Raw genomic sequence first — 25,791 nt, forward strand, 5'->3', positions numbered from 1 at the left:
CCAAGGAGGAGGGTGGCCGTCATACGCCGTTCTTCACCAACTACCGTCCGCAATTCTACTTCCGGACGACGGACGTGACGGGCGTGGTGACGTTGCCTGAAGGCACCGAGATGGTGATGCCGGGCGACAACATCTCCATGGACGTTCAGCTGATCGTGCCGATCGCCATGGAAGAGAAGCTGCGCTTCGCCATCCGCGAAGGCGGCCGCACCGTCGGTGCAGGCGTCGTCGCGCAGGTCATGGATTAATTCAGAGGATCGAAGAAGGTGACCGGCTCTCCGTCGGTCTCCTCCTTCTGGAACAGGTCAAGCCATGAACCAGAATATTCGCATTCGCCTTAAGGCGTTCGACCACCGGATCCTCGACGCATCGACACGCGAAATCGTGTCGACCGCGAAGCGGACCGGCGCCCAGGTTCGCGGGCCCATCCCGCTGCCGACGCGCATCGAGCGCTTTACGGTTCTTCGCTCGCCTCACATCGACAAAAAGTCGCGTGAGCAATTCGAGATGCGCACTCACAAGCGTGTTCTCGATATCGTGGACCCCACACCCCAGACGGTGGACGCGCTGATGAAGCTCGACCTCGCCGCGGGCGTGGACGTGGAGATCAAGCTCTAGGCCTTTGGCTTGGAGCTTTCGGTMGGACACGCCGAGAGGATACGCACATGCGCTCAGGCGTCATTGCACAGAAGTTGGGGATGACACGCATCTTTACGGATGCGGGTGAACACGTCCCGGTCACGGTCCTGAAGGTCGACCAATGTCAAGTGGTCGCCCATCGGACGATGGACAAGAATGGCTACACGGCGCTGCAGGTCGGCGTCGGTAAAGCCAAGGTCAAGAACGTTTCGAAGGCCGAGCGTGGACGGTTCGCCGTCGCCAACGTCGAGCCGAAGCGCAAGATCGCGGAATTCCGCGTCTCCGAGGATGCAGTCATCCCCGTGGGCGCAGAAATCACCGCCGATCACTTCGTCGCGGGGCAGTTCGTGGACGTCACGGGCACCACGATGGGTAAGGGCTTCGCCGGCGGTATGAAGCGCTGGAACTTCGGCGGTCTTCGCGCCACCCACGGTGTTTCCGTGTCGCACCGCTCGATCGGTTCGACCGGTGGCCGTCAGGATCCTGGCAAGACCTTCAAGAACAAGAAGATGCCCGGTCATCTCGGCGCCGAGCGCGTCACGACGCAGAACCTGCGCGTGGTGTCGACCGATGTCGAGCGCGGTCTGATCCTGGTCGAGGGCGCCGTTCCCGGCGTCGCCGGCGGATGGATCTACATCCGTGACGCGGTGAAGCGGAAGCTGCCGACCGACGTGCCGATGCCCGGCAAGTTCCGGACCGGTGCTGACGGCGCTGCTGCCGAGGCCGCACCGCAGGCTCAAGAGGAGAACGCGTGATGAAGCTCGATATCACCACGCTCGAAGGCAAGAGCGCAGGCTCGGTCGATCTGAACGAGACCATCTTCGGTCTCGATCCGCGCGCCGATCTGCTTGCCCGTTGCGTCCGCTGGCAGCTCGCAAAGCGCCAGGCCGGCACGCACGCCACCAAGGGCCGTTCGGACATCAACCGCACGACCAAGAAGTTGTACAAGCAGAAGGGCACCGGTAACGCCCGCCACGGCGCCGCGAGCGCTCCCCAGTTCCGGGGTGGTGGACGTGCCTTCGGTCCGGTCGTTCGCTCCCATGCGCACGACCTGCCCAAGAAGGTCCGCGCGCTCGCTCTGCGGCACGCCCTGTCGTCTAAGGTCAAGGATTCGTCGCTCATCATCATCGATGACGTGAAGCTTTCGGATCCCAAGACCAAGGGCCTCATCGACCGCTTCGGCAAGATGGGTCTGGGAAGCGCATTGATCATCGGCGGTGTCGAGATCGAGGCGAACTTCCAGCGGGCTGCTCGCAACATCCCGAACATCGACGTCCTGCCGGTGCAGGGCATCAACGTCTATGACATCCTCCGCCGCGAGAAACTCGTTCTCACGAAGGCGGCTGTCGATGCGCTGGAGGCGCGCTTCAAATGAGCCTGGACCCGCGCCACTACGATGTAATCGTGAGCCCGGTCATCACCGAGAAGGCCACGACCCTGTCCGATCAGAACAAGGTCGTCTTCAAGGTGAGCCCGACGGCCACGAAGCCGCAGATCAAAGAAGCGGTCGAGAAACTGTTCGACGTCAAGGTGAAGAGCGTGAACACGCTCGTCACCAAGGGCAAAGTGAAGATTTTCCGCGGGATGCGCGGTCAGCGGTCGGATGTGAAGAAGGCGGTTGTGACCCTCGAAGAGGGCCAAACCATCGACGTCACGACGGGCCTCTGAGCGGTTGAGGAAGTGATCCCATGGCTTTGAAGACATTCAAACCAATCACCCCCGGCCTGCGCCAGCTGGTGATCGTGGACCGCAGCGAGCTCTACAAGGGCAAGCCGGTCAAGAAGCTGACGGAGGGCAAGAGCTCCTCCGGCGGCCGTAACAATCTGGGTCGTGTCACCGTCCGCTTTCGCGGCGGYGGYCACAAGCGSACSCTGCGCCTYGTCGACTTCAAGCGTCGTGGACGCATGGGCGATGTGGCTGTCGTGGAGCGGATCGAGTACGATCCCAACCGCACTGCCTTCATCGCGCTGATCAACTACGCGGATGGCGAGCAGGCCTACATCCTGGCTCCGCAGCGTTTGGCTGTGGGCGATCAGGTGTCGGCCGGCGAGCAGGTCGACATCAAGCCAGGCAACGCCATGCCGATCGGCAACATGCCGGTGGGGACGATCATCCACAACGTCGAGCTGAAGATCGGCCGGGGCGGCGCTATCGCCCGCTCCGCCGGCACCTACGCTCAGATCGTTGGTCGTGACCAGGGCTACGTCACGGTTCGCCTGAATTCGGGCGAGCAGCGTCTGGTCCATGGCAATTGCTTCGCCACTGTCGGCGCCGTGTCCAACCCCGACCACATGAATACGTCGTTGGGCAAGGCAGGCCGCAATCGCTGGCTCGGCAAGCGTCCGCATAACCGCGGCGTGACCATGAACCCGATCGACCACCCGCACGGTGGTGGTGAGGGTCGCACCTCGGGCGGTCGCCATCCGGTGACGCCGTGGGGCATTCCGACCAAGGGCAAGAAAACCCGTTCGAACAAGCGGACCGACAAGTTCATCGTGTCGAGCCGCCACGCGCGGAAGAAATAAGGACAGAGGCACGTCATGGCACGTTCGCTTTGGAAGGGCCCGTTTGTTGACGGCTACCTCCTCAAGAAGGCCGAGGCTGCCCGTGGTGCGGGCCGCAGCGAGGTCATCAAGATCTGGAGCCGTCGCTCCACGATCCTGCCGCAGTTCGTCGGCCTCACTTTTGGGGTCTACAACGGTCAGAAGCATATCCCCGTCTACGTGAGCGAGGAAATGGTCGGTCACAAGTTCGGCGAGTTTTCGCCGACCCGGACCTTCCACGGTCACGCGGCCGACAAGAAGGCGAGGAGGAAGTAATGGGTAAGACCTCGACTCCTCGCGCGCTCAGTGACACGGAGGCGAAAGCCGTCGCTCGCATGCTGCGCGTCAGCCCGCAGAAGCTCAACCTCGTTGCCCAGCTTATCCGCGGCAAAAAGGTGAGCGCGGCACTCGCCGATCTCGAGTTCTCGCGCAAGCGGATCGCTCTCGATGTGAGGAAGTGCCTCCAGAGCGCGATCGCGAACGCCGAGAACAACCACAACCTCGACGTGGACGATCTCGTGGTCAGCCAGGCTTTCGTCGGCAAGGCGCTCGTCATGAAGCGTTTCCATGCCCGCGCTCGCGGCCGTGGCGCCCGTATCTTGAAGCCCTTCTCGAACCTGACGATCGTGGTTCGTGAAGTCGCCGAACAACAGCAGGCTTAAGGAGCACCAGATGGGTCAGAAAGTTAACCCGATCGGTCTTCGGCTCGGCATCAACCGGACCTGGGACAGCCGCTGGTTCGCCGGCAAGGGCGAATACGCCAAGCTGATGCACGAGGACATGGCGATCCGCGAAGCACTCATGAAGCAACTGAAGCAGGCTGCCGTTTCGAAGATCGTGATCGAGCGTCCGCACCGGAAGTGCCGCGTCACCATTCACTCGGGTCGTCCGGGCGTGGTCATCGGCAAGAAGGGCGCGGATATCGAGAAGCTGCGCAAGCTCGTCAACAAGATGACGAACGCGGACGTGGCCATCAACATCGTCGAAGTCCGCAAGCCGGAAGTCGACGCGACCCTGGTGGCCGATTCGATCGCCCAGCAGCTCGAGCGCCGCGTTGCTTTCCGTCGTGCCATGAAGCGCGCCGTCCAATCGGCGATGCGTCTCGGCGCGGAAGGCATCCGGATCAATTGCGCGGGTCGTCTCGGCGGTGCCGAAATCGCCCGTCAGGAATGGTATCGCGAAGGTCGCGTTCCGCTGCACACGCTGCGCGCGGATGTGGATTACGGCACGGCGACGGCCTTCACGACCTATGGCACCTGCGGCATCAAGGTCTGGATCTTCAAGGGCGAAATCCTTGAGCACGACCCGATGGCGCAGGACAAGCGGATGAACGAAGAGGGAAGCCGCTCGAGTGGCCGCCGCGATCACGCGGCGTAAGCTCTAGAGGGTTCAGGAGAGGTTTGCCATGTTGCAACCGAAGAAAACCAAGTTCCGTAAGCAGTTCAAGGGCCGGATTTCCGGTACCGCGAAAGGTGGTACGGACCTCAATTTCGGCCAGTTCGGGYTGAAGGCGATGGAACCCGAGCGTGTGAACGCTCGTCAGATCGAGGCGGCTCGCCGGGCGATCACGCGCGCAATGAAGCGTGCCGGTCGCGTGTGGATCCGCATTTTCCCGGACGTGCCGGTTTCGTCGAAGCCGACGGAAGTCCGCATGGGTAAAGGCAAAGGCGCTCCCGAATTCTGGGCCGCCCGCGTCAAGCCGGGCCGTATCATGTTCGAGATCGACGGCGTGCCGGAGGATGTCGCCCGCGAGGCGCTTCGTCTGGGTGCCGCCAAGCTCCCGATCAAGGTGCGGTTCATCCAACGCATCGCCGAGTAAGGAGGGCATCATGAAGTCTAAGCAGAGATCCTCTGACATCAAGGCCATGTCGACGGACCAATTGTCGGATGAATTGCTGAACCTGAAGAAGGAGCAGTTCAACCTCCGCTTCCAGCGTGCCACCGGCCAGCTCGAAAACACCGGGCGCGTCACCGAGGTCCGCAGGGACATCGCACGCGTCAAGACGCAGCAGCGGCAGAAAGCCACTGCGGCGAAGGCATAAAGGGGAACAACATGCCGAAGCGCGTTTTGCAGGGCGTCGTTGTCAGCGACAAGCAGGACAAGACGGTCGTCGTGAAGGTTGAACGTCGTTTCACGCACCCGGTCATGAAGAAGACCGTGCGTCGGACGAAGAACTACCACGCTCACGATGAGAATAACGTTGCGAAAGTGGGCGATCAGGTTTCCATCGAGGAATCGAAGCCGCTCTCCAAGCTCAAGACCTGGGTGCTCCTCAACCAGACGAAAGCGTAAGGCTTTCGGGAGAGCGCCTGGCGCTTTCCACCTGGGACTTGTCTAACGGGGGCGGCTCGTGTATACGGCCGCCTTTCTCGACATGAAGGGCAGGGGACTGCAGATCCCCATCAGGCGTAGTCCGGGAAGGCAATCGTGCCTTGGCCCGGAAACCTGTCTGAAACAAAGGAAAGGATCAAAGCCATGATCCAGATGCAGACGAATCTGGACGTCGCCGACAATTCCGGCGCGCGTCGCGTGATGTGCATCAAGGTTCTCGGCGGTTCGAAGCGTAAATACGCTTCCGTCGGCGATATTATCGTCGTCTCCGTTAAAGAAGCCATCCCGCGCGGTCGCGTGAAGAAGGGCGACGTCATGAAGGCGGTCGTCGTTCGCACCGCCAAGGACATCCGTCGCGCCGACGGCTCGGTGATCCGGTTCGACCGGAATGCCGCCGTTCTGATCAACAATCAGAAGGAGCCGGTCGGCACGCGTATCTTCGGCCCCGTTCCCCGTGAACTGCGCGCCAAGAATCACATGAAAATCATCTCGCTTGCGCCGGAGGTGCTCTAATGGCCGCGAAGATCAAGAAGGGCGATAAGGTCGTCATTCTGGCCGGTCGCGACAAGGGCAAGACCGGCGAAGTCGTCCAGGTGATGCCCAAGGAGGAGCGTGCGCTCGTCCGTGGCGTCAACCTCGTCAAGCGCCACCAGCGCCAGACGGGAGCCCAGGAGGCCGGCATCATCTCGAAAGAGGCGCCGCTTCACCTGTCGAACCTGGCCTATGCGGACCCGAAGGACGGCAAGCCGACCCGGGTTGGATTCAAAACTCTGGACGACGGCCGCAAGGTCCGGTTCGCCAAGCGTTCGGGAGACCTGATCGATGGCTAAGGCCCAGGTGGACGGCTACACTCCGCGCATGAAGAAGCACTACGAAGACGTAGTGCGTCCGGCGCTGATCGAAGAATTCGGCTACAAGAACCCCATGGAAGTGCCGACGATCACCAAGATCGTCCTCAACATGGGCGTTGGCGAGTCGACGGCGGATTCGAAGAAGGCCACCGTGGCCGCTGCGGATCTGGCGCTGATTGCCGGCCAGAAGCCGGTGATCACGAAGGCCCGCAAGGCGATCTCGCAGTTCAAGGTCCGCGAGAACATGCCGATCGGCGCCAAGGTGACGCTCCGCAAAACTCGCATGTTCGAGTTCATGGATCGTCTCGTGACGATCGCTCTGCCTCGCGTCCGCGACTTCCGGGGCCTGAACCCCAAGTCGTTCGACGGCCGCGGCAACTACGCCCTCGGCATCAAGGAGCACCTGGTGTTCCCTGAGATCAACTACGACAAGGCCGAGCAAGTCTGGGGCATGGACGTGGTCATCGCGACGTCTGCGAAGACCGACGACGAGGCCCGCGCACTCCTGCGCCACTTCAACTTCCCGTTCCGGCAGTGAGAACATCCGTTCTCAGACGCGGACACTGGAGAAATATCAATGGCTAAAAAAAGCGCTATCGAGAAGAACAAGCACCGTCGCGAACTGGTGAAGAAATTCGCCGGCCGCCGCGAGCGCCTGCTGGCGGTCGCCAACGACGAGTCGAAATCCATGGAGGAGCGCTTCGACGCGCGCCTCAAGCTGGCTGAGCTGCCGCGCAATTCCAGCGCGACGCGCATCCGCAATCGCTGCGAAGTGACCGGCCGCCCGCGGGCCTATTACCGCAAGCTCGGCATGTCCCGCATCGCCCTGCGCGAGCTGGGTTCGCAAGGCCTGATCCCAGGTCTCGTGAAGTCGAGCTGGTAGGAGGAGAGCATCCATGATCAATGATCCATTGGGCGATATGCTCACCCGTATCCGCAACGCGCAGATGCGCCGTCGCGGCACGGTTTCCACCCCAGGCTCGACCCTTCGCGCCCGTGTCCTCGAGGTTCTCAAGACCGAGGGATATATCCGCGACTACTCGCAGACCGAGTTCGGCAACGGCCGGACGGAGTTCTCGATCGAGCTGAAGTACTACGACGGCCAGCCCGTGATCCGCTCGATCAAGCGTGTCTCGAAGCCCGGTCGCCGCGTGTACGCATCCGTCGACGCCATGCCCCGCGTGGCTGACGGATTGGGCATCACCATTCTGTCGACGCCCCAGGGCGTGATGGCCGATCATGAGGCTCGCGAGAAGAACGTGGGCGGCGAAGTGCTCTGCCAGGTCTTCTAAGACTTCGTGTCATTGGAAGATTGAGCATCAGCACAGAACCACGGAGTTTCGAAAATGTCTCGAGTAGGCAAAAAGCCCGTAGCGGTTCCGTCAGGTGTGACGGCGACCGTCGAGGGTCAGAACGTTAAGATGAAGGGTGCAAAGGGCGAGCTCTCGTTCCTGGTGCCCGAGGAAGTCACGGTTGCGCTTGAGGATGGTGCGGTCGCGGTGAAGCCGCGCGACGATTCCAAGACGGCTCGTGCGAAGTGGGGCATGTCTCGCTCTCAGCTGGCAAACCTGGCCGAGGGCGTCTCCAAGGGCTTCGAGAAGCGCCTGGAGATCAACGGCGTCGGCTACAAGGCCGCCGTCGCGGGCAAGATCCTCAAGCTCTCGCTCGGCTACAGCCACGACATCGATTACGAGATCCCGGCTGGCGTGACCATCGTCACTCCCAAGCCGACCGAAGTGGTCGTGTCGGGAACCGACAAGCAGAAAGTTGGCCAGGCGGCTGCTGAAATCCGCGATTATCGCGGCCCCGAACCCTACAAGGGCAAGGGCGTCAAGTACGCTGGCGAATTCATCTTCCGCAAGGAAGGCAAGAAGAAGTAAGGACGACGCATCATGGCTGAGAAACAAGGCGCTGAAGATCGCCGCAAGGCTCGTGTGCGCCGTGCGATCAAGAAAGCTGCTAACGGTCGCCCGCGCCTGTCGGTCTTCCGTTCTTCCAAGCAGATCTACGCTCAGATCATCGACGACGTGCGCGGTGTCACCGTCGCAGCGGCGTCCACGATCGAGAAGGACGTCAAGGGCAAGCTGAAGACCGGAGCCACCGTCGAGGCGGCGAAGGAAGTTGGCAAGCTGGTGGCGGAGCGTGCGACGAAAGCCGGCGTCAAGCAGGTGATCTTCGACCGTTCGGGCTACCTCTTCCACGGACGCGTGAAGGCCCTGGCCGACGCCGCCCGCGAAGGCGGTCTGGATTTCTAAACGAACACGCTTGAACGCGGATCGGCCCCAAGGGCCGGCTACCGCGACAGGCATCGAGGTTCCGCGCTTTCCGGCTCCTGATGGTCCGGACGGGGCGATACGGCGGATTGTTTTTTATATTCACCCTTAGCGAGCAGGCCCGCCGCCTGCGCAAGTGAGAGGTCTTATGGCAAGAGAACCCAGAGAACGCGATCGCGATGACCGCGACAGCGAATTCGTCGATCGGTTGGTTCACATCAACCGCGTCGCGAAAGTCGTGAAGGGCGGCCGTCGCTTCGGCTTCGCCGCGCTCGTCGTCGTCGGCGACCAGAAGGGCCGCGTCGGCTTCGGTCATGGCAAGGCTCGCGAAGTCCCGGAAGCGATCCGCAAAGCGACAGAGGCTGCAAAGCGCGGCTTGATCCGCGTGGCGCTCCGCGAGGGCCGCACCCTGCATCATGACGTGAACGGCCGCCACGGCGCCGGCAAGGTCATCCTGCGCTCGGCTCCCCAGGGTACCGGCATCATCGCCGGCGGCCCGATGCGCGCCGTCTTCGAGACGCTCGGCATGCAGGACGTCGTCGCCAAGTCGCTCGGCTCGTCGAACCCCTACAACCTCGTTCGCGCGACTTTCGACGCGCTCAAGAACGAAGACAGCCCGCGCTCGGTTGCCGCGCGCCGTGGCTTGAAGGTTTCGACGCTCCAGGGCCGCCGCCGCGATGCATCCGACGCCGACGTCGTCGGCTCAGAAGCGTAAGGGAGGCTTGATCCATGGCAAAGAAGCCTGCCGCAGCAGCAACAACACTCACCGTTGAGCAGACCGGTTCGCCGATCCGCCGCGATGGCAGCCAGCGCGCAACGCTGGTGGGCCTGAAGCTCAACAAGCTCCACCGTACCTCGACTCTCGCCGACACCCCTTCGGTTCGCGGCATGATCGAAAAGGTCAAGCACCTCGTTCGCGTCGTCTCTGACGACAAGAACGCGGCGCAGTGAGGAGAGCGTCATGAAACTCAATGAAATTCGTGACAACGAAGGCGCGACCAAGAACCGGATGCGTGTCGGCCGTGGTATCGGTTCCGGCAAGGGCAAGACCGGCGGTCGCGGCGTGAAGGGCCAGACGTCCCGTTCGGGCGTCGCCATCAAGGGCTTCGAAGGCGGCCAGATGCCGCTGCATCGTCGCCTGCCCAAGCGCGGCTTCAACAACATCAACGCCCGTGACCTCAACGAGGTCAATGTCGGCCGCATCCAGYAGGCGATCGAAGCCGGCAAGCTCGACAAGAGCGCGCCGATCACGGTCGAGTCCCTGGTCGCAGCCGGCGTGGTCTCCAAGCCGCGCGACGGTGTGAAGATCCTGGGCGTGGGCGAGCTCAAGACGAAGCTCTCCTTCCAGGTTGTCGGCGCATCGAAGTCGGCCGTCGAGGCGATCGAAAAGGCGGGTGGCTCGGTTTCCCTTCTGGGCGCCGTTGCAGAGGCGTGAGCCTGAACCCACATTGACCTTGATCCAAGCGGCGGCCCGCGTCTGATCGTGCGGCCGCCGTTTTCATGATGACCACGACATTTCCATAGTCCGCACGTAGTCGGTATTTCGRGGACGACGCCATGGCTTCAGCAGCCGAACAACTTGCCGCCAACATCAACTTCGGTTCGATCGCTAAAGCGGAGGAGTTGAAGAAGCGCATTTGGTTCACCCTCGGTGCGCTGATCGTCTATCGCCTCGGCACCTACATTCCGCTCCCGGGGATCGACCCCGAGGCGCTGCGGCAGAGCTTCCAGGGCGCCAGTGGCGGCGTGCTCGGCCTGTTCAACATGTTTTCCGGCGGCGCGGTCGAGCGCATGGCGATTTTCGCCCTGAACATCATGCCGTACATTTCGGCATCGATCATCGTTCAGTTGCTGACCTCGGTGCTGCCCTCGCTCGAAGCCCTCAAGAAAGAGGGTGAATCGGGCCGCAAGATCCTCAACCAATACACCCGCTATCTCACGGTTCTGCTGGCCGTGTTCCAGTCGTGGGGCATCGCCGTCGGGCTGCAGAGCTCCGGCACCATCGTGCTGTCGCCCGGGCCGTTCTTCCTGATCTCCTCGGTGATCACGCTCACCGGCGGCACGTTGTTCCTGATGTGGCTCGGCGAACAGATCACCTCGCGCGGCATCGGCAACGGCACCTCGCTGATCATCTTCGCGGGCATCGTGGCGAACCTGCCGACGGCCATCGCCGGCACCCTCGAACTCGGCCGTCAGGGCGCGATCTCGACCGGGTTGATCATCGGCGTCATCGTGATGATCGCGGCGATCATCTACTTCGTGGTGTTCATGGAGCGCGCGCAGCGCAGGCTCCTGATCAATTATCCGAAGCGCCAGGTCGGCAACAAGCTCTACGAGGGCCAGACCTCGTTCCTGCCGCTGAAGCTCAACACCGCGGGCGTGATCCCGCCGATCTTCGCGTCCTCGCTCCTGCTGCTGCCGGCGACGATCGCCAGCTTCCAGGCGTCGTCGGACGGGACCGGCTGGATCTCCATGCTGACCACCTATCTCGGTCACGGCCGCCCCGCCTACATGTTCCTCTACGCCGCGCTGATCGTGTTCTTCGCGTTCTTCTACACCGCCATCGTGTTCAACCCCACCGAGACGGCGGACAACCTGAAGAAGCAGGGCGGCTTCATTCCCGGCATCCGTCCCGGCGAGCGCACGGCCGACTTCATCGATCAGGTGTTGACACGCATCACCGTTATCGGTGCAGCATATCTGGTCATCATCTGTTTGATTCCAGAGATTCTGGTCTCGTATGCGGCCCTGCCATTCTATTTCGGCGGGACCTCGCTCCTGATCGTCGTGTCCGTTACGATGGATACCGTCGCCCAGGTTCACGGGCACCTTCTGGCTCACCAGTATGAGGGGCTCGTGAAGAAGGCCAAGCTCAAGGGCGGGCGGCGGCGCTAAGAAAATCGACCCTCGCCGCGCGGCGAGGGGTTCGACGAAGTCAGGGGGACGTCGATGAGAATGATTCTGCTCGGGCCGCCAGGGGCCGGTAAAGGCACCCAGGCCGTGCGACTGGTCGAGCGGCTGGGCATTCCCCAGCTCTCGACAGGCGACATGCTCCGCGCAGCGGTTGCGGCCGGCACTGCGATCGGCGTGAAGGCCAAGGCCATCATGGATCGCGGCGATCTCGTCTCCGACGACGTGGTCGTCGGCATCATCGCCGACCGGATCGAGGAGACCGACGCCCGCAACGGCTTCATTCTCGACGGCTTTCCCCGCACGGTCGCGCAGGCCGAGGCCTTCGACCGGATGCTCGCCGACAAGGGGCTCAAGCTTGACGCCGTCATCGAATTCAAGGTCAACGAACAGGAACTCGTCGACCGCATCGTCCGCCGTGCTGCCGACACCGAGGCCCGTGGCGAGCCGGTCCGCAAGGACGACAACCCGGACGTGTTCAAGACCCGCCTCGAAGCCTTCCGCAACCAGACCGCCCCTCTCTCGGCCTATTACGCCCAGAAGGGGTCGCTCAGGACCGTCGACGGCATGCGGCCGATCGACGAAGTCACCGAGTCGATCAAGGGAATTCTGGGTCGGTAGACCGGGCTTCCATCAGCTCCACATGGCCTCGTAGTGGCTCTGGATCTGCTGCGGCGTCAGCTCGTGATCGTAGATCGCGACCTTTCCCACCGCTCCCTGGAAGAACGAGCGGAAGTCGCGCGTTCCAATACGGAGTGGAGAATCGCCGTCGCCGGGCGAGATCAGATGCGGGGTGGTCGGGTCCGGCCAGAATTCCAGCAGCGAATCCATGTCGTCCCAGGGAGTGGATGAGAGCGACAGCGCGTTGCTGCCATCGCGGTAAATCCTGGTGTATCCGGGATCCTGTGCGTCGTCGGGTGTCGTGTTGATCACCAGCACATAGTGGATCCAGTCACCCGGTGCGATGTCATCCTGAAAATAGGAGCCGATGCCACGCCCGCCTTCCATGTTGTAGGCGTAGCCGGAAATGCGGTTCTCGCGCCAAGGGATGTCGGTGTTGTTGGCGCCATAGATCCGGGCTGCCCATTCCATCCGATCGGGCGTTGCTCCGTCTCCCAGTTCCCCCTTTCCCATCCAGTGAAGATAGCCGCTGCCTTCCTGCATCGGGAAGATCAGCGCATCCGGGCGCAGCCACGCCTCGATGGTGAGAATGCCGGTTTTCGTGACCGAGAGGTCGGGCGCGTCCGGAAACTCGAAGTAACTGCCGAGGCCGTCGAACCCGGCCGCCCCATCGCCGTTCGGCATGCGCGCGGGAGACACGGCGTGATGGTATGTCCCCTCCCTGTCCGCATGCATGCGATCGGTTTCCTGCAAGGCACGCCCGGCGTCCGCCAGGGGAAGGAATAGAGTCGGCTGGTCCAGCAGGATCGTTTTGTCATAGCCGCTCACGATCGGCCCGGGACCCGGAGGCGGGAGAGGCGGGAGAGGAGGGAGAGGAGGGAGAGGAGGGAGAGGAGGGAGAGGAGGGATGCCGTGGGCGACCGGCCGAATGTCGCGGTCCAGAACGAGATGGGCCGGTTTGCTCGCGAGCAGGATTTCGAACTCCGCCTCGCTGTCGGCGTCGGTATTCCCGTAAAGAAGGCCCGTGCTCGAATCGTAGCGGAGCTGCCCCGCGGAAGTGAATGACGCGCTCGCTGCCAGCAGCACGGAGAAAGCGTCCAGGCCCGGATGGGAGGAATCGGCATCGAGGCCCGAGACATCGATCATGTCGTCGCCGGGTGTGAAATCGACGATGACGTCGCGGGACTTGCCGGTCCCCGTCTCGGCGAGCGACGAGAAGACGAAGGAGTCATGACCTACGCGTCCCGCCATCCGGTCGGCGCCGCCGCCGCCGACGATCACGTCGTCTCCGTGGCCGCCGTCGAGCACATCGCGTCCGATGCCCCCGGAGAGCCTGTCATCATGGTGGCCCCCGCTCAGCCGGTCGTTGCCCTTGCCTCCGTCGAGTACATCGCGGCCGAAGCCGCCGACGAGGCGATCCGCTTGCGCTCCTCCAGACAGCCTGTCATTGCCTCGTCCGCCCTCGAGATAGTCCCGTCCGACACTCCCGATCAGGGTGTCGTCGTGTCCGCGGCCCATCAGGTGATCGTCCCCGCGCCGCCCGTCGAGCAGGTCGCGGCCGCCGCCGCCGACCAGCCTGTCATTGCCAAAACTCCCCCTCATGGTGGTCTCCCTGTCAGGTGGTCAGGACTTTCTCTCGGTGTCGCGGAACGGTCGACGCCCTCGATGGGGTGAGGGCAGTTGGTCGGTTGTTGTCGAACGAAAAACTCCGCTGCCTAAAGTATTAATATGCAAACCGCAGTAAATTCTCTGATCTGAAACCCAAAATTCCATAATGATTGATGTAGTTTGTTGGAGCATATTGTATCTCTTAGAACGATATTCCTCTAAAATAACGACATCAACCCAAAACGACAGCCGTTTCTCCGCGTTGTGACGATTGTCACTCGGGGTGACGTTTCACACCTATGAGATATTGCTTGACCCCATTGTGCCCATGATTAGAAAACGGGGGGCTGCGGCACGCTGCGGCTCGCCGGGTCCCCCCGGCTACCCGGCGGTCGGACGTGCTCCCTTTGGCCACGCCGGCGTTTCGGCCTTGACGCGGGGGCATTGCTGATCTATGGAACCCGCTCTCTAAAGAAATACGCGACCCGGAGTGCCTCGTGAGAGGCCGCTCCGGATTGTCGTGTTCCTCAAGCCCGCGCAAGGGCCGGCCTCCACCGGACGCGCGATAACATCAGCCGAAGCGGTAACGCTTCACTCCGGAACCTTCGGTTTCGGCGACATGGAGATAACGATGGCCCGTATTGCAGGCGTCAACATCCCGACCAACAAGCGCGTGATCATCGCGCTTCAGTATATCCACGGCATCGGCGCCAAGAAGGCCGAGGAGATCGTCACCAAGGTCAACATTCCGGCCGAGCGCCGCGTGAACCAGTTGACCGACGCCGAAATTCTGGCGATCCGCGAGACCATCGATCGCGACTACATGGTGGAAGGCGACCTTCGCCGCGAAGTCTCCATGAACATCAAGCGCCTGATGGATCTGGGCGCGTATCGCGGCCTTCGCCATCGCCGCAGCCTGCCCGTTCGCGGCCAGCGCACGCACACCAATGCGCGCACCCGCAAGGGCAAGTCCAAGCCGATCGCCGGCAAGAAGAAGTAATCGAGACGGCGGGTTACCCGCCTCGCGATCCTCGCCGGGCTCGTCCCGGCACTGGCCTCGGGCTCGCGCCACATGCGCCCTCCCGAGGTCCGAAATCGAAATTGCAATCCCGAGCGCCTGGCATGACGGGCGCGCTTGAAGGACGGATAGAATGGCTAAAGAAGCTACCCGCGTTCGCCGCCGCGAACGCAAGAACATCGTGTCGGGCGTCGCTCACGTGAACGCCTCGTTCAACAACACGATGATCACCATCACCGACGCGCAGGGCAACACGATCTCGTGGTCCTCCGCCGGCGCCATGGGTTTCAAGGGCTCGCGCAAGTCGACCCCATATGCAGCCCAGATCGCTGCCGAAGACGCGGCCCGCAAGGCCTCCGAGCACGGCATGCGCACCCTCGAGGTCGAGGTTTCCGGCCCCGGTTCGGGACGCGAATCCGCGCTCCGCGCGCTCCAGTCGGCGGGTTTCACCGTCACGTCGATCCGTGACGTGACGCCGATCCCGCACAATGGCTGCCGCCCGCGCAAGCGTCGCCGCGTCTGATCAAAAGGGCGAATGGTTTGTGGCGAATGGCGAGTGGATCTCAAACCATTCGCCATTCGCCATTCGCCATTCGCTAGAAGTTCGCCACTCGTACAGAGAAGGTGCCGATCGTGATCCAGAAGAACTGGCAAGAGCTTATTAAGCCGAACAAACTCGAAGTCGCGCCCGGCGACGATCCGAAGCGCGTCGCGACGGTCGTAGCGGAGCCCCTCGAGCGTGGTTTCGGTACGACCCTCGGCAACTCCCTGCGCCGCGTACTGCTGTCGTCCCTCCAGGGCGCCGCGGTCACGTCGATCCATATCGACGGCGTGCTGCATGAGTTCTCGTCGATCCCCGGCGTCCGCGAGGACGTGACGGATATCGTCCTGAACGTGAAGAACGTCGCAATCCGCATGCAGGGCGAAGGCGCGAAGCGCATGACGCTCCGCAAGACCGGCCCCGGCCTGGTCACGGCCGGCGACATCAACACGGTGGGCGACGTCCAGATCCTGAACCCCGAACTCGTGCTCTGCACCCTCGACGAGGGCGCGGAAATCCGCATGGAGTTCACCGTCGACATGGGCAAGGGCTATGTGCCCGCGGAACGCAACCGCGCCGAGGACGCGCCGATCGGCCTGATCCCGGTCGACAGCCTCTACAGCCCGGTCCGCAAGGTGTCGTACCGGATCGAGAACACCCGCGAGGGCCAGATTCTCGATTACGACAAGCTCATCATGACGGTTGAGACCAACGGCTCGATCTCCCCGGAAGACGCGGTGGCTTATGCCGCGCGCATCCTCCAGGACCAGCTTCAGGTCTTCGTCAACTTCGAAGAGCCCCGCAAGGAAGAGACCGCGACCGCTGCGCCGCAGCTGCCGTTCAACCCTGCGCTTCTCAAGAAGGTCGACGAGCTCGAGCTGTCGGTCCGTTCGGCGAACTGCCTGAAGAACGACAACATCGTCTATATCGGCGACCTGATCCAGAAATCGGAAGCCGAGATGCTGCGCACGCCGAACTTCGGCCGCAAGTCGCTCAACGAGATCAAGGAAGTTCTCGCCTCCATGGGCCTCCATCTCGGCATGGACGTCCCCGGCTGGCCGCCCGAGAACATCGAAGACCTCGCGAAGCGTTTCGAAGAGCATTACTAAGGACGCGAATGGCGAATGGTGAGTGGCGAATGGGTTTTCCCGGCCGCTCTTCCATTCGCCACTCGCTAATCGCCACTCGCAAGTAACAGACGGTCGTACCTTGGCCCGGCGACCGTAAAATCAGGAGAGAGCCATGCGTCACGGATTTCGTGGTCGGCGGTTGAACCGTACGACCGAGCACCGCAAAGCAATGTTCGCCAACATGGCGGCAGCGTTGATCAAGCACGAGCAGATCGTCACCACGCTGCCCAAGGCGAAGGACCTGCGTCCGATCGTCGAGAAAATCATCACGCTCGGCAAGCGCGGCGACCTGCACGCCCGCCGTCAGGCGATGTCGCAGCTGCGCGACGAGGACATGGTCCGGAAGCTCTTCGCGGTCCTCGGCCCGCGCTACCAGTCCCGCCAGGGCGGCTATCTGCGCATCATGAAGGCCGGCTTCCGCTACGGCGACAACGCGCCGATGGCGGTCATCGAGTTCGTCGACCGCGACGTCACAGCACGCGGCAAGGATTCGGGCCCGACCCAGGAAACCGTCATCGACACCGCTGCGTAATTCACGACTGGTTTCGAGAGTATCAAGGGCGGCCTTCGGGTCGCCCTTTTCGTTATTTGGATTGGCGGTGCCTGCCAACTTCGCGCGGGTGAGTGAGCCTCTCGGCGATCAGGACGTCCGCGACGCACGGGCCATCTGCATGGAAAGGCTCGCAGGCGGAACGGAGGCGGAATAGCCGCTTCTGTCATTCAGCGCCCGCGCCGACCGAACCCGGAGAGGCGCGCCGGCACTGCGTCTGCCTCGACACAGCCCGCCCCAGCATCAGAAAGTGCCGACGCGTGGAATCGCTGAGCGGCTAGTCTGGCGGTGACCACGCATCCTCGCGCAGCGCGAACCACAAGCCGCCAGGATCTTCGTCCTTGGCGCCGTTCCCCAGCCATTCACGAACGACATTTTCAATGATGTCTTCCGCCTTCGACCCGTACTGCTTCTGGGCAATCCAGTGATATGGCGTTCCGCCCCCGCCGATGACCGGTATGGCGCCGCGTGAGAGTAGCTCGGCAATGCAGCGACGGACGTAATCGGTCAGCGCCTCGCCTTCGAGGCCGAAGCCTCTTCGCCCGCCAGGCACGATCTGCCACATGCCGACCGCATCGACCGGGAGTTCGTCGGCAACTATTAAGATGTAATCGCTCAGAGAATGACCATAATATTTGTGTCTTGGTTCTTCGATCATCTTTGGTGGACCTTGAAACTTCTGTTTACGATAGGGTGATCATAATCGATAACATCGAACGTGAGGCCGTTGCTTGGGCTTTTACGAATTCCAAAAATAAATCCGTCAAATCGTCGATACCAGTGTCCATTATAGGCAGAAGGAGACCGTATAATCTCCGCGCCTTGACTGATGGCTTCAAGCATTTCGTCAAACTCGGCTGACGTAACGGTTCTGGTATCGCCGTCTGCTCTGCCTTGTCTCCTGCCAATGACTTGTCCCTTCGGTATCAACGTTGTCTCAGGCGGCTTCGGCGCCAGCTCCCGCGCGCCCAGCTCCCGCAGTCGCGCCGCAGCCTGCAACGCGTCCGATTGATTGGCCGCGATCTCGCCTTCGACCCCCTCGTAGATACTGGGCCGCGGGCGCCAATTCGGATCGTGGCGCTGAACCTCTCGGATGACCGCGCGGGCCTGCGCGGCGGAGACATCGAGGCGAGCCTCCTGACCGGGTGTGACTTCATGGACGCGGCCGCGAATGACGCGGGTCGCGCCCGAACCGGCCCGTGGACGGGTGGAAACCGGATGGAAAGTTGCCCCACCACCTCCACTGCCGCCGCCGGCCGTCCATCGCCCGCCGCCGGTTGTTCCCGCCGGCAGCCGCGCCTGGCTTGGGTTGAAGCGCTTGAAGATTCTCGCAAGCCTCAGGCTTCTCAATGCGAGCTGAGCGTTCGCCAACGAGTGGCTCGCTCTTCGCAACTCCCGCCCTGCACCATCTGAAAGCATCATAACGATCCATCATTGCATCATCTCTTTATTCCTAGAACAAATAGGGAACAAAGTCAACTTGTGGTATTGGGTTTGGATCAGAGACGGAGCCTTTCGCGAGGTCCGGCGTCGCTGGAATTTGGCGTTTGGCGCACCACGTCTTATGCCAATCTCGAGACCTTCGATTGGATACCCGTCCCATGCCTTCCGCCATCCGCCGTTTCGCCTTCGCCGCCGCCTGTGTTCTTTCTGCCGGTCTCTCCGGTGCGCAGGCGCAGGACCGCGCCGTGCCCCAAAGCCAGGCGCAGGTGCAGCTCTCCTTCGCGCCCATCGTGCGCTCCACCAGCGGCGCGGTGGTGAATGTTTACGCCACGCGCTCCGAGCGCCGTCAGAATGCCGGCATGGAGGATTTCTTCCGCCGCTTCTTCGGGGAGGGCGGGCCCAGCGTTCCCCCCGGGCGCTCGCAGAGCTCGCTTGGATCGGGCGTCATCGTGGATGCGTCGGGCCTCGTGATTACCAACAACCACGTTATCGAGAACATGAACGAGGTGAAGGTGGCCCTCGCCGACCGGCGCGAATTCGAGGCCGAGATCGTGCTGCGCGATCCGCGCACCGATCTCGCGGTGCTGAGGCTGAAGAACGCCGCCGACCTGCAGGTGCTCGAACTCGGCGATTCCGAAGCGCTGCAGGTGGGGGATCTCGTGCTCGCCGTCGGCAATCCGTTCGGCGTCGGGCAGACCGTCACGCAGGGGATCGTCTCGGCACTCGCGCGCACGCAGGTGGGCGTGTCCGATTATCAGTTCTTCATCCAGACGGATGCGGCCATCAACCCGGGCAATTCCGGCGGCGGCCTCATCGACATGAACGGGCGCCTCATCGGAATCAACACGGCGATCTTCTCGAAGTCCGGCGGGAATGTGGGCATCGGCTTCGCCATCCCCTCCAGCATGGCGCGGGTCGTGCTCAATTCGGCCAAGGGCGGGTCGACCATGGTGGTGCGGCCCTGGCTCGGCGCGCGCCTGCAATCGGTCGACGGCGAGATCGCCACCAGCCTGGGCCTCGCGCGGCCGAGCGGCGTGCTGATCACCTCCGTGTACGATAACGGCCCCGCGGCGGAGGCAGGCTTGAAGCGGGGCGATGCGATCCTGGCGGTCGACGGGCAGCCTGTCGATAACCCCGACGCCTTCGGCTACCGTTTCACGCTCAAGGGCACGAAGGGGCAGACGCCGTTGACCATTCTGCGCGACGGCAAGCAGAACGAAATCCGGGTGGGCCTGCTGCCGCCGCCCGAGCGTCCCGCCCGCGACCCGGTCCGCATCCGCACGCGCTCGCCGCTTGCCGGCGCGACGCTGGTCAACATGTCGCCGGCCGTGGCCGAGGAATTCCAGATCGACATCTCTGACGACGGCGTGGTGGTGGCGGATCTCGACGAGCAGGGTGTGGCGGCGAGCGTCGGTTTCCAGAAGGGCGACCAGATCGTCGCCATCAACGGCGAACGTCTGGCCTCGACGAAAGACGCCGAGCGGCTGACGCAGCGCGGCAGCTATTGGGAACTCACCATCAATCGGGGCGGGCGCGTGGTCACCACGGTGTTCGGACGATGAGCAGCTGGAGCGTCTCGACCGAACTGACCTCAAAGGAAGAGGACATCGTCTTTCGCTGGATCTCACAGGACAGTTATTGGGCAAACGGGATTCCGCGCGCTGTGTTCGAACGGTCTCTGGCCAATTCCCTGTGTTTCGCCCTACGCGACCGGGATCAGACCTTGAGAGGTTTCGCCAGAACCGTCACCGACTCCGCGACCTTCGCGTATTTGGCGGATGTCTTCATCGATCCCTCGGAGAGAGGGAAGGGGGCCGGACACTTTCTGCTCGAGTCGATCGTCAATCATCCAAAGCTGCAAAATCTGCGCCGATGGCTGCTGGCAACGAAGGATGCACACGCGCTCTATGCCCGATATGGCTTTGAAGCGCTGCCCGATCCATCGGTCATCATGGCGAGAAACGATCCTGACATCTACGCCCGCTTAGGGGCCGACGCCACATGAGCGATCTTTTCGCCTCGGCCGGCATGGACCAGAGCGCGCCGCGTCCGCTCGCGGACCGGATGCGGCCGACGAAATTGTCGGAGGTGGTCGGGCAGGATCACCTCGTCGGGCCGGACGGGATTCTCACACGCCTCATCGGCTCGAAATCGCTCGGCTCGCTGATCTTCTGGGGACCGCCGGGCACCGGCAAGACGACGGTCGCGCGCCTGATGGCCCATGAGACCGATCTCCATTTCGTCCAGATCTCGGCGATCTTTTCGGGAGTGGCGGATCTCAAGAAGGTCTTCGAGGCGGCGCGGGCCTTGCGTTCCACCGGCAAGGGTACGCTGCTCTTCGTCGACGAGATTCACCGCTTCAACCGGGCCCAGCTCGACGCCTTTCTGCCGGTGATGGAAGACGGCACGATCACGCTCGTCGGCGCCACCACTGAAAACCCCTCCTTCGAGCTCAATGCCGCGCTCCTGTCGCGGGCGCGCGTGCTGGTGTTCCGCTCCCTCGACGAGGCGGCGATCGAGGACATCCTGCTCAGGGCCGAGACCATCACGGGCAAGGCCCTGCCGCTCGACGAGACGGCGAGGGCGTCGCTCGTGCGCATGGCGGATGGCGACGGGCGGGCGGTGCTGACCCTCGCCGAGGAGGTCTGGCGGTCGGCCAAGCCCGGCGAGATTTTCGACGCCGAGCAATTGCAGGAAATCATCCAGCGCCGGGCGCCGATCTACGACAAGGGGCAGGAGGGCCACTACAACCTCATCTCGGCCCTGCACAAGACCGTTCGCGGCTCCGACCCGGACGCCGCRCTCTACTATCTCGCCCGGATGCTGGATGCGGGCGAGGATCGTCTGTTCATCGCCAGACGGCTCGTGCGCATGGCGGTGGAGGATATCGGCCTTGCCGACCCGCAGGCCCTCGTCGTCGCCAACGCGGCCAAGGACGCGTTCGATTTCCTGGGCTCGCCCGAGGGTGAGCTGGCGCTGGCTCAGGCCACCATCTATCTCGCGACCGCGCCGAAATCCAACGCGGTCTACACCGCCTATAAGGCCGCCACGCGGGTCGCCAAGGAGCATGGCTCCTTGATGCCGCCGAAGACCATCCTCAACGCCCCCACGAAGCTCATGAAGCAGATCGGGTACGGCGACAGCTACCGCTACGATCACGACGAGCCGGATGCCTTCTCGGGGCAGGATTATTGGCCCGACAAGCTCGGGCGCCAATCCTTCTACGATCCGGTCGATCGCGGCTTCGAACGCGATATCGGGAAGCGGCTCGAATGGTGGGCGAAGCTCCGGCGCGACCGGAATAAATAACCTGTCCGCGGGCGTTGCCGCGTGCAATACCCGCCGTGGCCGGGTATCTGTGGCGAAATGAGCGAAATGTTGGGGCGATGCGAAGCTATCTGCTGATTTTTGTGGGGGCGGGCATCGGCGGCGCGCTGCGGCATACGGTCAACACGGCTTGCGCCCGCTATTGCGGCCTGGCGTTTCCCTGGGGCACCGTGACGGTGAATATCCTCGGCTCCTTCCTGATGGGGGTGATCGCCGGGTGGCTGGCCTTCAAGGCGCATGAGGGCTGGAGCCAGCCTTTGCGCCTGTTCCTCACCACGGGGATTCTCGGCGGCTTCACGACGTTCTCGGCCTTCTCGCTCGATGCCATGCTGCTGTGGGAACGGGGCGATGCCGCGACCGCCGCCGCCTATGTGGTGGGATCGGTCCTTCTGTCGATCGCGGGACTGGCGCTGGGTCTCGCGCTCATGCGTTCGCTCGCCTGACGCGATTGCCGCGCCTGCTCGATTGCCGCCCGCGCGACGCTCTGTTACCGAAGGCGCATGACACAAAGCGGTTCAGGAAAAAGCGGCGCCCGGGGCACCAAGGGGCGGTCGGGTACGCGGCAGGGCTTTCGTTCGCGCGAGGACAAGCCAACACGGCCCACCAACCCCCAAAAACGCGTCTCGAAAGCGGCAGCGAAGCCCGTCAAGCCCCGGCCTCCGCGCCCGGCTCTCGCCGGCGCCGTCGCCAAGCCGGCTCCGAAGCCCCTGCCGGCCGACGTGGCGCCCAAGCCCACCCGCGCCGAAGCGCGCGCCGCCGCGACCGAAACGCTGGCAACCGGCGTCCAGACCCTGCAGGTCGAGCCCGACGAGGCCGATATGCGGGTCGACCGGTTTCTCGTGGCGCGCTTTCCGCAACTCGCCTTCACGCATATCCAGCGCATCGTCCGCAAGGGCGAGTTGCGCATCGACGGCCGCCGCGCCAAACCGAACGAGCGTTTGGTTGCGGGACAGAAAATCCGCATCCCGCCGCTCAAGCTCGATCAGCCCCGGCCGATTTCGCGCGCGCCGGGCAAGGACCAGGACGAACGCGACTTTCTCAAGTCGATCACGCTCTACGAGGACAAGGACGTCCTCGTGATCAACAAGCCGATGGGGCTCGCCGTGCAGGGCGGATCGGGCACCACGCGGCATGTGGACGGGATCCTCGAGGCGCTGCGGGACGACGAGGGCCAGAAGCCCCGACTGGTGCACCGGCTCGACAAGGATACGGCGGGTTGCCTCGTCATCGCCAAGACGCGTTTCGCCGCCTCGACGATGGCGAAATCCTTCCGCTCGCGTTCAACCCGCAAGATCTATTGGGCGCTGGTGGCGGGTGTGCCCCGCGTACGGCAGGGCCGCATCTCGACCTATCTCGCCAAGGAAGGCGAGGAGGGGGAGTCGCGGATGCGCGTCTCCAAACATGGCGCCGAGGGCGCGAGCCATGCGCTGACCTATTATGCCACCGTGGAGACCGCCGCCACGAAGCTCGCGTGGTTGTCGCTGAAGCCGGTCACCGGCCGCACCCACCAGCTGCGCGCCCACGCGGCCCATATCGGCCATCCCATCGTCGGCGATCCGAAATATTTCGACATCGAGAACTGGGAATTGCCGGGCGGCATCCAGAACAAGCTGCATCTGCTGGCCCGCCGAATCGTCATCGCGCATCCGCGCACCGGCAAGCCCCTCGACATCACCGCCCCCCTGCCGCCCCACATGCAGCAGACCTTCAACCTGCTGGGGTTCGACACCAGCCGCTATGACCCGATCGTCGAGGCGCCGGAGGATTGAGACTTCGCGGGCTCGTTGCCCTCGACTGGCATCAAACAAGCAGGCTCTACAGAAAACGCTTGCTGACATGCATTGAACAACGATGAGGATCGCCTAGTTTCATCAGATAAGATTGACGGTTGGAGGCCAAAATGAAGTCTTCGGTCACGTTATCAGCGCTGCTCATCACTGGTTTTCTAGCGTCGAGCACCGAAGAGGCGAGTGCCGTCGTGTACTGCCAGTACGTCAATTATCCCGTCGGTTGTATCGTGAGATCTGGCGTTGTGCTGCGCCCGCGGCCGGTCGCCCGAGCCGTGGTAACCCCCGGCGTTGGTGCCCCGGGCGTCGGAGTGCGGCCTGGAACCCCCATGAATCGTGGCGGCCCCGTGAACCGCGCCGGCAGGCGCTGAGAGGCCTGCTGTCGGCACTCGCCCAAGATCCAGCTTTGGGCTCTCCTCCGGAACCCATCGACGAGGCGACTTTTACCTTCGAGAGAAGGGGGCCACACACAGTTCTCTGTCGCACTTTTGCCCGCTAGCGGGCGGAGAATGAGACCTCCCCCGGTCGCGTTCGGACCGGGGTTCCAGCAAGGAGGAGGTCTATGGAACACAAGCTTCTTGATCAGCTCCGTAGCGTTGCCGATGTGCAGCCGAGATCGATGACCCGGCAGGAGCGGCTCGACCGCTGGATCTCGCTGCTCGAGCGCGATCCCACGCGGCGCCTGAACTCGTTGGGTGAAATCGAATACAAGCCGCCGGCAGAGCGAGTTCTCGTCCGTCAGGACGGGTCGCCTCTCGTCGTCGCCTTCGAGGATGCGGTCCTTCGGGCCGAAGGCTTGAAGAGCGACCGGTTGGGAGACGCCATGGACTTCTTCGAGCTGACGGAGGGGCAGGCGCATTATGCCTTCTGCTCCTGCCTCAGCGGCCGCACGATGGAATCGGGCTCCTTCGCCCAGCGCCTTCGTAACGCCGTGGCGGAAAGTGACCAGCATACGGTGATCGGGGCGTGGGCGTTGGCGGCTGTCGCCGTCGCCATCCCGGCCATCCTCTACCTCGTCGGCTGACGACCCAGACCTGACGAGCATCCTCGCGGCACCTCAGGGTAAGGTCGTTGCCCTGGGGTCGCCGTTTGAAGTTCCCCGGGTCTTTCGCTAGAAGCGAACCGGGACCTCCCGGAGACATTCATGCTCACGATCGCGCCGGTGACGCTGGCAACCGACAGGCTGATCCTGCGTCCGCTGTCGCTCGAAGATGTGCCGGCGCTTGCCGAGGCGGCCGCGGACGGCGCGTTGTGGGACAAGAAGACCACCACGGTCCCGCGTCCGGAGGATTTCGGGCCATATGTGGAAAAGGCGCTGGAACTGCAGCAGCAGGGTCTCGCGCTGCCCTTCGCGACCGTCCTGCGTGAAACCGGCCGGGTGATCGGTTCGACCCGCTTCATGAACATCGACGCCGCTCATCACCGGGTGGAAATCGGCACGACGTGGATCGCCGCGTCGTGGCAGCGTACCTTCGTCAACAGCCACGCCAAGTTCCTGATGCTGCGCCATGCCTTCGAGGGCCTCGGCTGCAACGCGGTCGAATTGCGGACCCATAGCCTGAACGACCAATCCCGTGCCGCGATCGAGCGTCTGGGCGCCAAACTCGACGGCATTCTGCGCCGGCACATGATCATGCCAGACGGGCACATCCGCGACACTGTCGTGTACAGCATCACCTACGAGGAATGGCCCGCCATACGGGAGCACCTCGAAGGCGCCATGGTCGGCTGCTGACCTGACGCTGACGCGCCAAATCGAGCCGGCGCGGGGCGCCGGCTCGATGGATTTCAGGCTTAGGGATCAGCAGCGGCGGACGCGTCTCACGACGGCGCGGCCCCACTCATCTTCCTCTTCGATGGTCACCGTGCGGCAGCGCTCACCGTAACGGCTGTCGCGGTAGGCAGCGCGACGACCTTCGTCGTAGGCGCGCGCCCGTTCCATCGCGCGGCGCTCGCGCCAGTGCTCGCGACGTTGGTAGCGATCATCGTCGGGTCCGACTCGGACGCTGGGGCCATTGGGGCCAATGCCGAATTCGACCTGGGCCAGGGAGGGTGTCGAAAGGAATATGCCGGCTCCGAAAAGGGAAACCGCGGCGAGCGAGACAATTTTTTTCATCACAGGAGCTCCTGTTGGATATTGGCAAGCAAACGCCTGCGTAATCAGAAGGGTTCCGTCTTTCTGAAGATTCGCAATTACCTTACGCGCTCTTGCGGCATG

General features: G+C 63.2%; 40 protein-coding genes. 36 read left to right on the forward strand and 4 right to left on the reverse strand.

Features of this window, described 5'->3' with window-relative positions; translation table 11 throughout:
* The 24 genes from AC1DVM_RS12980 to AC1DVM_RS13095 all read left to right on the forward strand — a co-directional run.
* Positions 1-248 (forward strand): EF-Tu C-terminal domain-related protein (locus tag AC1DVM_RS12980; RefSeq protein ID WP_477254850.1); only part of this gene is annotated, 248 nt, incomplete at its 5' end.
* 64 nt (positions 249-312) lie between these two features.
* Positions 313-618, forward strand: a complete 306-nt coding sequence (gene rpsJ / locus AC1DVM_RS12985; protein WP_150948393.1) for a 30S ribosomal protein S10 — start codon at positions 313-315, stop codon at positions 616-618.
* Positions 619-665: 47 nt separating this feature from the next.
* Positions 666-1,394: a 50S ribosomal protein L3 gene (gene rplC, locus AC1DVM_RS12990; RefSeq protein WP_477254851.1), complete on the forward strand. Its 729-nt coding sequence runs from the start codon at positions 666-668 to the stop codon at positions 1,392-1,394.
* Positions 1,394-2,014, forward strand: a complete 621-nt coding sequence (rplD, locus tag AC1DVM_RS12995; protein ID WP_477254852.1) for a 50S ribosomal protein L4 — start codon at positions 1,394-1,396, stop codon at positions 2,012-2,014. The genes rplC and rplD overlap by 1 nt, the downstream gene beginning before the upstream one ends.
* Entirely contained in the window at positions 2,011-2,307 is a 297-nt protein-coding gene (locus tag AC1DVM_RS13000; RefSeq protein ID WP_150948383.1) for a 50S ribosomal protein L23, read from the forward strand. Before rplD ends, AC1DVM_RS13000 begins: the two co-directional genes overlap by 4 nt.
* A 20-nt stretch (positions 2,308-2,327) precedes the next feature.
* Positions 2,328-3,164 (forward strand): 50S ribosomal protein L2, encoded by an 837-nt coding sequence (rplB, locus tag AC1DVM_RS13005; protein ID WP_477254853.1) that lies wholly within the window; start codon positions 2,328-2,330, stop codon positions 3,162-3,164.
* A 15-nt stretch (positions 3,165-3,179) separates the two neighbouring features.
* The gene (rpsS, locus tag AC1DVM_RS13010) at positions 3,180-3,458 is read left to right on the forward strand and encodes a 30S ribosomal protein S19 (protein WP_150948377.1); all 279 of its coding nucleotides are present in this window, start codon (positions 3,180-3,182) and stop codon (positions 3,456-3,458) included.
* Positions 3,458-3,844, forward strand: a complete 387-nt coding sequence (gene rplV / locus AC1DVM_RS13015; protein ID WP_477254854.1) for a 50S ribosomal protein L22 — start codon at positions 3,458-3,460, stop codon at positions 3,842-3,844. Before rpsS ends, rplV begins: the two co-directional genes overlap by 1 nt.
* Before the next feature lie 10 nt (positions 3,845-3,854).
* Positions 3,855-4,559: a 30S ribosomal protein S3 gene (gene rpsC, locus AC1DVM_RS13020; RefSeq protein WP_477254855.1), complete on the forward strand. Its 705-nt coding sequence runs from the start codon at positions 3,855-3,857 to the stop codon at positions 4,557-4,559.
* 28 nt (positions 4,560-4,587) lie between these two features.
* Positions 4,588-5,001, forward strand: a complete 414-nt coding sequence (gene rplP, locus AC1DVM_RS13025) for a 50S ribosomal protein L16 (protein ID WP_210484412.1) — start codon at positions 4,588-4,590, stop codon at positions 4,999-5,001.
* Positions 5,002-5,011: 10 nt separating this feature from the next.
* Positions 5,012-5,224, forward strand: coding sequence for a 50S ribosomal protein L29 (gene rpmC / locus AC1DVM_RS13030; protein WP_477254856.1), 213 nt, complete (start codon positions 5,012-5,014; stop codon positions 5,222-5,224).
* An 11-nt stretch (positions 5,225-5,235) separates the two neighbouring features.
* Positions 5,236-5,475, forward strand: a complete 240-nt coding sequence (gene rpsQ, locus AC1DVM_RS13035) for a 30S ribosomal protein S17 (RefSeq protein ID WP_477254857.1) — start codon at positions 5,236-5,238, stop codon at positions 5,473-5,475.
* 183 nt (positions 5,476-5,658) lie between these two features.
* Positions 5,659-6,027, forward strand: a complete 369-nt coding sequence (gene rplN, locus AC1DVM_RS13040; protein ID WP_009764309.1) for a 50S ribosomal protein L14 — start codon at positions 5,659-5,661, stop codon at positions 6,025-6,027.
* Positions 6,027-6,344, forward strand: a complete 318-nt coding sequence (gene rplX, locus AC1DVM_RS13045) for a 50S ribosomal protein L24 (protein ID WP_150948358.1) — start codon at positions 6,027-6,029, stop codon at positions 6,342-6,344. Before rplN ends, rplX begins: the two co-directional genes overlap by 1 nt.
* A complete protein-coding gene (gene rplE / locus AC1DVM_RS13050) occupies positions 6,337-6,903 on the forward strand; it encodes a 50S ribosomal protein L5 (RefSeq protein ID WP_477254858.1) in 567 nt (188 codons plus the stop codon). The genes rplX and rplE overlap by 8 nt, the downstream gene beginning before the upstream one ends.
* A gap of 39 nt (positions 6,904-6,942) precedes the next feature.
* Positions 6,943-7,248, forward strand: a complete 306-nt coding sequence (rpsN, locus tag AC1DVM_RS13055; protein ID WP_150948348.1) for a 30S ribosomal protein S14 — start codon at positions 6,943-6,945, stop codon at positions 7,246-7,248.
* 13 nt (positions 7,249-7,261) lie between these two features.
* Positions 7,262-7,657, forward strand: coding sequence for a 30S ribosomal protein S8 (gene rpsH, locus AC1DVM_RS13060; protein WP_477254859.1), 396 nt, complete (start codon positions 7,262-7,264; stop codon positions 7,655-7,657).
* Positions 7,658-7,711: 54 nt separating this feature from the next.
* Positions 7,712-8,245, forward strand: a complete 534-nt coding sequence (gene rplF / locus AC1DVM_RS13065; protein ID WP_477254860.1) for a 50S ribosomal protein L6 — start codon at positions 7,712-7,714, stop codon at positions 8,243-8,245.
* A gap of 12 nt (positions 8,246-8,257) precedes the next feature.
* Positions 8,258-8,620, forward strand: coding sequence for a 50S ribosomal protein L18 (gene rplR, locus AC1DVM_RS13070; protein ID WP_150948336.1), 363 nt, complete (start codon positions 8,258-8,260; stop codon positions 8,618-8,620).
* A gap of 166 nt (positions 8,621-8,786) precedes the next feature.
* A complete protein-coding gene (rpsE, locus tag AC1DVM_RS13075; RefSeq protein WP_150948333.1) occupies positions 8,787-9,353 on the forward strand; it encodes a 30S ribosomal protein S5 in 567 nt (188 codons plus the stop codon).
* Between the two features lie 14 nt (positions 9,354-9,367).
* A complete protein-coding gene (gene rpmD, locus AC1DVM_RS13080) occupies positions 9,368-9,589 on the forward strand; it encodes a 50S ribosomal protein L30 (RefSeq protein ID WP_477254861.1) in 222 nt (73 codons plus the stop codon).
* 10 nt (positions 9,590-9,599) lie between these two features.
* The gene (gene rplO, locus AC1DVM_RS13085; RefSeq protein ID WP_477254862.1) at positions 9,600-10,073 is read left to right on the forward strand and encodes a 50S ribosomal protein L15; all 474 of its coding nucleotides are present in this window, start codon (positions 9,600-9,602) and stop codon (positions 10,071-10,073) included.
* Positions 10,074-10,195: 122 nt separating this feature from the next.
* Complete coding sequence (secY, locus tag AC1DVM_RS13090; protein ID WP_477254863.1) at positions 10,196-11,533, forward strand: preprotein translocase subunit SecY; 1,338 nt, start codon at positions 10,196-10,198, stop codon at positions 11,531-11,533.
* A gap of 54 nt (positions 11,534-11,587) precedes the next feature.
* On the forward strand, positions 11,588-12,169 hold the full coding sequence (locus tag AC1DVM_RS13095; RefSeq protein ID WP_477254864.1) for an adenylate kinase: 582 nt from the start codon (positions 11,588-11,590) through the stop codon (positions 12,167-12,169).
* 12 nt (positions 12,170-12,181) lie between these two features.
* On the opposite strand, the gene AC1DVM_RS13100 is transcribed toward AC1DVM_RS13095, so the two are convergent.
* Entirely contained in the window at positions 12,182-13,771 is a 1,590-nt protein-coding gene (locus AC1DVM_RS13100; RefSeq protein WP_477254865.1) for a M10 family metallopeptidase C-terminal domain-containing protein, read from the reverse strand.
* A 637-nt stretch (positions 13,772-14,408) separates the two neighbouring features.
* Between AC1DVM_RS13100 and rpsM the strand changes: the two genes are divergently transcribed.
* From rpsM to rplQ, 4 genes are all read left to right on the forward strand, one after another.
* A complete protein-coding gene (gene rpsM / locus AC1DVM_RS13105) occupies positions 14,409-14,777 on the forward strand; it encodes a 30S ribosomal protein S13 (RefSeq protein ID WP_477254866.1) in 369 nt (122 codons plus the stop codon).
* Between the two features lie 151 nt (positions 14,778-14,928).
* Positions 14,929-15,318 carry a 30S ribosomal protein S11 gene (gene rpsK, locus AC1DVM_RS13110; RefSeq protein WP_036353018.1) on the forward strand — a complete coding sequence of 130 codons (390 nt, stop codon included), beginning with the start codon at positions 14,929-14,931 and terminating at the stop codon, positions 15,316-15,318.
* A 107-nt stretch (positions 15,319-15,425) separates the two neighbouring features.
* On the forward strand, positions 15,426-16,445 hold the full coding sequence (locus AC1DVM_RS13115; RefSeq protein ID WP_477254897.1) for a DNA-directed RNA polymerase subunit alpha: 1,020 nt from the start codon (positions 15,426-15,428) through the stop codon (positions 16,443-16,445).
* 133 nt (positions 16,446-16,578) lie between these two features.
* Complete coding sequence (rplQ, locus tag AC1DVM_RS13120; RefSeq protein ID WP_477254867.1) at positions 16,579-16,998, forward strand: 50S ribosomal protein L17; 420 nt, start codon at positions 16,579-16,581, stop codon at positions 16,996-16,998.
* A gap of 295 nt (positions 16,999-17,293) precedes the next feature.
* Here rplQ and AC1DVM_RS13125 read toward each other — a convergent pair whose 3' ends face one another.
* Entirely contained in the window at positions 17,294-17,674 is a 381-nt protein-coding gene (locus tag AC1DVM_RS13125) for a hypothetical protein (RefSeq protein WP_477254868.1), read from the reverse strand.
* The gene (locus AC1DVM_RS13130; RefSeq protein ID WP_477254869.1) at positions 17,671-18,387 is read right to left on the reverse strand and encodes a hypothetical protein; all 717 of its coding nucleotides are present in this window, start codon (positions 18,385-18,387) and stop codon (positions 17,671-17,673) included. Before AC1DVM_RS13130 ends, AC1DVM_RS13125 begins: the two co-directional genes overlap by 4 nt.
* A gap of 230 nt (positions 18,388-18,617) precedes the next feature.
* Here AC1DVM_RS13130 and AC1DVM_RS13135 point away from each other — a divergent pair, with 230 nt between their 5' ends.
* The 8 genes from AC1DVM_RS13135 to AC1DVM_RS13170 all read left to right on the forward strand — a co-directional run bounded on the left by AC1DVM_RS13135 (position 18,618) and on the right by AC1DVM_RS13170 (position 25,308).
* Positions 18,618-20,021 carry a Do family serine endopeptidase gene (locus tag AC1DVM_RS13135; protein WP_477254870.1) on the forward strand — a complete coding sequence of 468 codons (1,404 nt, stop codon included), beginning with the start codon at positions 18,618-18,620 and terminating at the stop codon, positions 20,019-20,021.
* Positions 20,018-20,464 (forward strand): GNAT family N-acetyltransferase, encoded by a 447-nt coding sequence (locus tag AC1DVM_RS13140; protein WP_477254871.1) that lies wholly within the window; start codon positions 20,018-20,020, stop codon positions 20,462-20,464. Before AC1DVM_RS13135 ends, AC1DVM_RS13140 begins: the two co-directional genes overlap by 4 nt.
* Positions 20,461-21,768, forward strand: a complete 1,308-nt coding sequence (locus AC1DVM_RS13145; RefSeq protein ID WP_477254872.1) for a replication-associated recombination protein A — start codon at positions 20,461-20,463, stop codon at positions 21,766-21,768. Before AC1DVM_RS13140 ends, AC1DVM_RS13145 begins: the two co-directional genes overlap by 4 nt.
* A 77-nt stretch (positions 21,769-21,845) precedes the next feature.
* Complete coding sequence (gene crcB, locus AC1DVM_RS13150; RefSeq protein WP_477254873.1) at positions 21,846-22,229, forward strand: fluoride efflux transporter CrcB; 384 nt, start codon at positions 21,846-21,848, stop codon at positions 22,227-22,229.
* Between the two features lie 57 nt (positions 22,230-22,286).
* Positions 22,287-23,555, forward strand: coding sequence for an RluA family pseudouridine synthase (locus AC1DVM_RS13155; RefSeq protein ID WP_477254874.1), 1,269 nt, complete (start codon positions 22,287-22,289; stop codon positions 23,553-23,555).
* A gap of 131 nt (positions 23,556-23,686) precedes the next feature.
* Positions 23,687-23,944 carry a hypothetical protein gene (locus AC1DVM_RS13160; protein ID WP_477254875.1) on the forward strand — a complete coding sequence of 86 codons (258 nt, stop codon included), beginning with the start codon at positions 23,687-23,689 and terminating at the stop codon, positions 23,942-23,944.
* A gap of 191 nt (positions 23,945-24,135) precedes the next feature.
* Complete coding sequence (locus AC1DVM_RS13165; protein ID WP_477254876.1) at positions 24,136-24,597, forward strand: hypothetical protein; 462 nt, start codon at positions 24,136-24,138, stop codon at positions 24,595-24,597.
* A 120-nt stretch (positions 24,598-24,717) separates the two neighbouring features.
* Positions 24,718-25,308: a GNAT family N-acetyltransferase gene (locus AC1DVM_RS13170; RefSeq protein ID WP_477254877.1), complete on the forward strand. Its 591-nt coding sequence runs from the start codon at positions 24,718-24,720 to the stop codon at positions 25,306-25,308.
* A gap of 66 nt (positions 25,309-25,374) precedes the next feature.
* On the opposite strand, the gene AC1DVM_RS13175 is transcribed toward AC1DVM_RS13170, so the two are convergent.
* Positions 25,375-25,689, reverse strand: a complete 315-nt coding sequence (locus AC1DVM_RS13175) for a hypothetical protein (protein WP_477254878.1) — start codon at positions 25,687-25,689, stop codon at positions 25,375-25,377.
* Positions 25,690-25,791 lie beyond the last annotated feature (102 nt).

The organism is Microvirga sp. P4_A5 (genome assembly GCF_056402495.1).